This is a genomic window from Lagierella sp. (assembly GCF_029983815.1).
GTDB lineage: Bacteria > Bacillota > Clostridia > Tissierellales > Peptoniphilaceae > Mediannikoviicoccus.
On the sequence record NZ_JASBYU010000034.1, the window covers coordinates 1 to 3,552 of the forward strand.

Below are 3,552 nucleotides of genomic sequence, written 5' to 3' on the forward strand. Positions count from 1 at the left end.
ACCAGTTTCGGTTTCAAATGACCTATTCTTTTTACACAATTATATGGACTTTATCCTTATTTCTTATGTTACCCAAAAACAAAAAAAATAAACACTTAATAACAAAAAAGTTAGTACCTTATTTTAATTATAACTGTGCTTAATGTAAACTTATTTCACGTTTTATTATACTTATTTTTGTTTTCATTTGTTCTCAAAATTCGACTCCTATTCAAAGAACTTTATAATCTCCTCTATCATATCCGTTCTAATATCATAGTCCACAAAACTATGATCCCCACCTTCTACAATTTTAAGGTCTGCATTTTTACCAAAGGCCTCTTTCGTTTTTTGGCAACTCTCTAATGTTATAATCGGGTCTTTATCCCCTAGGAAGATTAGTACAGGATTACTATATTTTTTCGCTTTAACGTAGGGATTGTATCTCTTTAGGTCCTCTAAAAACTTTCTTTTAAGAATAAAACCCTGATGTTTTACCGATTCTAACCTTCTATTTTCTTTTTTCTCCATTTCCTCTAACATATTCTCTATTAGGCTAGTCATCTCATTTGCAGGAGCAAGTAATACAACTTTGTCTGGATTGTGTGTTGATGCAGTCAAAGTGGTAATAAGCCCGCCCATGCTATGACCTATCATATATATTTTATTGCCCTTAACCATATCATGATTTTTTACATATTCCCATATGCTATCCAAATCTTCCAGTTCAGAGGTTAAAGTCATATCTTCAAAGTTACCATCAGATTCACCTGAACCAGTAAAGTCAAAACGAAAAACTTTAAAGCCTCTTTTGACAAATTCTTTGCTTATTCGTACATAGAAGAAAGAATTCCCCAGTTTATTGCCAGTAAATCCATGAAGAATAATAACTGTCTTTTTGTTGTCAAGATTTTTATTGTAGTTTAATACTCCTCTTAACACTAAACCATTTTTATTTTCAATTTCGATAAATTTATATTCCATAAAACCCTCCTATCTACTTATCTACATTATAACAAATAATTAGAGTTAATGTTTGATTATATCTGAATTGAATATATTTATAAAAATCAAAGGAATGTAGCATCTAAAAACAAAGTATTTAAAGTTATGTAATAATAAGAAAGGTAATAATGAAAACAAAAAGAATAGTATGGAATATTGGCAAGGATTAGCCTTATAGAGTATTTGTTAAGTACTTTAGCAATATTCGGAAGTAGGATTTTCACGTACTTTTTACTTAGAGACTTTAAACCTGAGAATTTTATATTTAAAGACCACTTTAATCTCATAATGAAATATGCCGGAGTCTACATTCTAATCAAAATTATATATGACGTATATTTATTGACTGCAAGAAGAAACAAACCCATCAAAGAATAAATAACTTAAAAAATAAAGGGGCATGTGAAATAACACATGCCTCTACTCTATCTATTTATAAAGAATTCCTTATACCAAATCAAAAAGACATACACCGTCCACAAAAATCTTTGATTCATGGCCTTTTCGTGGAAATGGTCATCTAATAGCTTCATAAGCATTTCAGTATGGAAAAACTCCTTAGCCGTTGGAGAATTAAATTCTTCTTTCATAATATTATAATATTTTTCCTGTCTTAACCAGTATCTTATAGGAACGGGAAAGCCCACTTTTTTCCTATTTGACCAGTCTTCGGGCATGACTTTTTCCGCCGCCCTACGAAGTGCAATTTTAAAGTCATCTCCATTTACCTTGTACTTGTCAGGTATTGAAGATGCAACATCATAGACCTTTTTGTCCAAAAACGGTGTTCTCACTTCCAAACTCCAACAAGAACTCATCTTATCCCCCTTCAAGAGGATATTTCCAGGTAACCAGTATTTCATGTCTAGAAGTTGTTTCTTTTGTAGGGTAGTTTTATTTACTAAACACTTGAAAAACTCCTTCGTAACCTCATAGGGATTTTCTCCTTTTCTATACTTACTCTGCAAAATTTCCTCAGCATACAAAGGTTCAAAAACCTTGGCCTGTCCAATAAACTCCTCATGAAGATGACTTCCGCCCTTAGTTAAGAAACGTCTAATTCTACCATTCTTCATCTTCAAGGAGACATTTCTCACTAGACGTCTAAGACCAAAGGGAAGTTTTCTATAGTTATGAAGATTTTTTGTTTCTCCATAGCTAAAGTAACCACCAAAAAGTTCATCAGCGCCCTCTCCTGAAAGAACCCCCTTGACGTGACTTGCCGCCAATTGGGATAAGAAGTACATCGGTACAGCAGAAAGGTTAGCATGAGGCTCGTCCATAAAATATTGGATTTTAGGCAAGGCATCAAAACAATCGTCAGCGTCAATTAAGACTTTATGATTTTCCTTTCCCTTTAACTCTGTTAGTTCCTTTGCTAAATTGGTTTCATTGTAGTCCTTATCATAGTCTTTGAAACCAACGCTAAAGGTCTTATCTGTTTGCGCCAAGGAGAAAATATAGGAAGAGTCAACTCCTCCAGACAAGAAACATCCTAATGGAGAGTGACTTTTTTTATAAAGTGCTACAGTTTCCTCCACAGCCTTCTCTACATCCTCAATGTACTGGTCTAAGGACTTATTCGTAGGGTTGATTTCCGGTTTAAAATAAGTGACCTTTTCTATTTTTCCATCTTTAACTTTCAAATAATTGCCGGCCTCTAATTTATATACACCCTTAAAGAATGTTTCTTCATAGGCAGAATATTCATTTGTCAAAAAGGGCTTTAATGCCTTTTCATTGAATTCCTTATTGAAATTTGGATTTTTTAAAAAAGCCTTTATTTCAGATCCAAATAATAGTGAACCGTCCTTAGTATTTGTAGTGTAATACATAGGCTTGATTCCAAAAAAATCTCTGGCTATGAAAAGTTCTTTGTTTTCAAGGTTCCAAACGGTAAAGGCAAACATACCACGAACTCTGTCTAATATGCCTTCCTTATATCTGTCGTAGCCCTTTAATAGCACTTCCGTATCAGTTTCAGTATGAAAACTATAGCCTTCCTTTATTAAATCCTGACGTATTTCATCATGATTATAAATTTCTCCATTAAAGCAAATTACCTTTTTATTATCATCAGTAAAAAGAGGTTGTCTACCCCTCTTAGTCAAATCTAAAAAGGCAAGTCTTCTAAAACCTAAACCTATGCTATCATCAGAGAAATATCCATAGGAATCAGGACCTCTATGAATGATCTCCTGAGACATTTTCTCTAAAAAACTATTATCTTCTTCTTTATAATTATTTAATTTATATATTCCAACGTATCCGCACATACTATCTCCTAATCAAATATATTCCTATATCTGATTATATGATTAAAGATGAGAAAAATCAACGAATTGAACCCAATCTAATTCTTAAAATTTTCTTACAATTAACTCATACACCATTAAAATTAGTTAAATGAAAGACTTTTCTATGTAAAAAAGCAAGCACCTCATAAAGCTAAGTGCTTGCCTTAAATCGCCCTATCCCCTTTTATATTGATTAAGTACTTTTATAAAACCATTACGGGAGTTTGACAGTTGAATACATACCAAAACCTTTAAACGCATTGAAAAATGC

At 32.6% G+C, this 3,552-nt stretch carries 2 protein-coding genes; both read right to left on the bottom strand.

Features of this window, described 5'->3' with window-relative positions:
- Nucleotides 1-207 precede the first annotated feature (207 nt).
- A complete protein-coding gene (locus tag Q1K37_RS08280; RefSeq protein ID WP_300411237.1) occupies nucleotides 208-963 on the bottom strand; it encodes an alpha/beta fold hydrolase in 756 nt (251 codons plus the stop codon).
- Nucleotides 964-1,409: 446 nt separating this feature from the next.
- Nucleotides 1,410-3,260 (bottom strand): asparagine synthase (glutamine-hydrolyzing), encoded by a 1,851-nt coding sequence (gene asnB / locus Q1K37_RS08285; protein WP_300411238.1) that lies wholly within the window; start codon nucleotides 3,258-3,260, stop codon nucleotides 1,410-1,412.
- Between the last annotated feature and the right edge of the window lie 292 nt (nucleotides 3,261-3,552).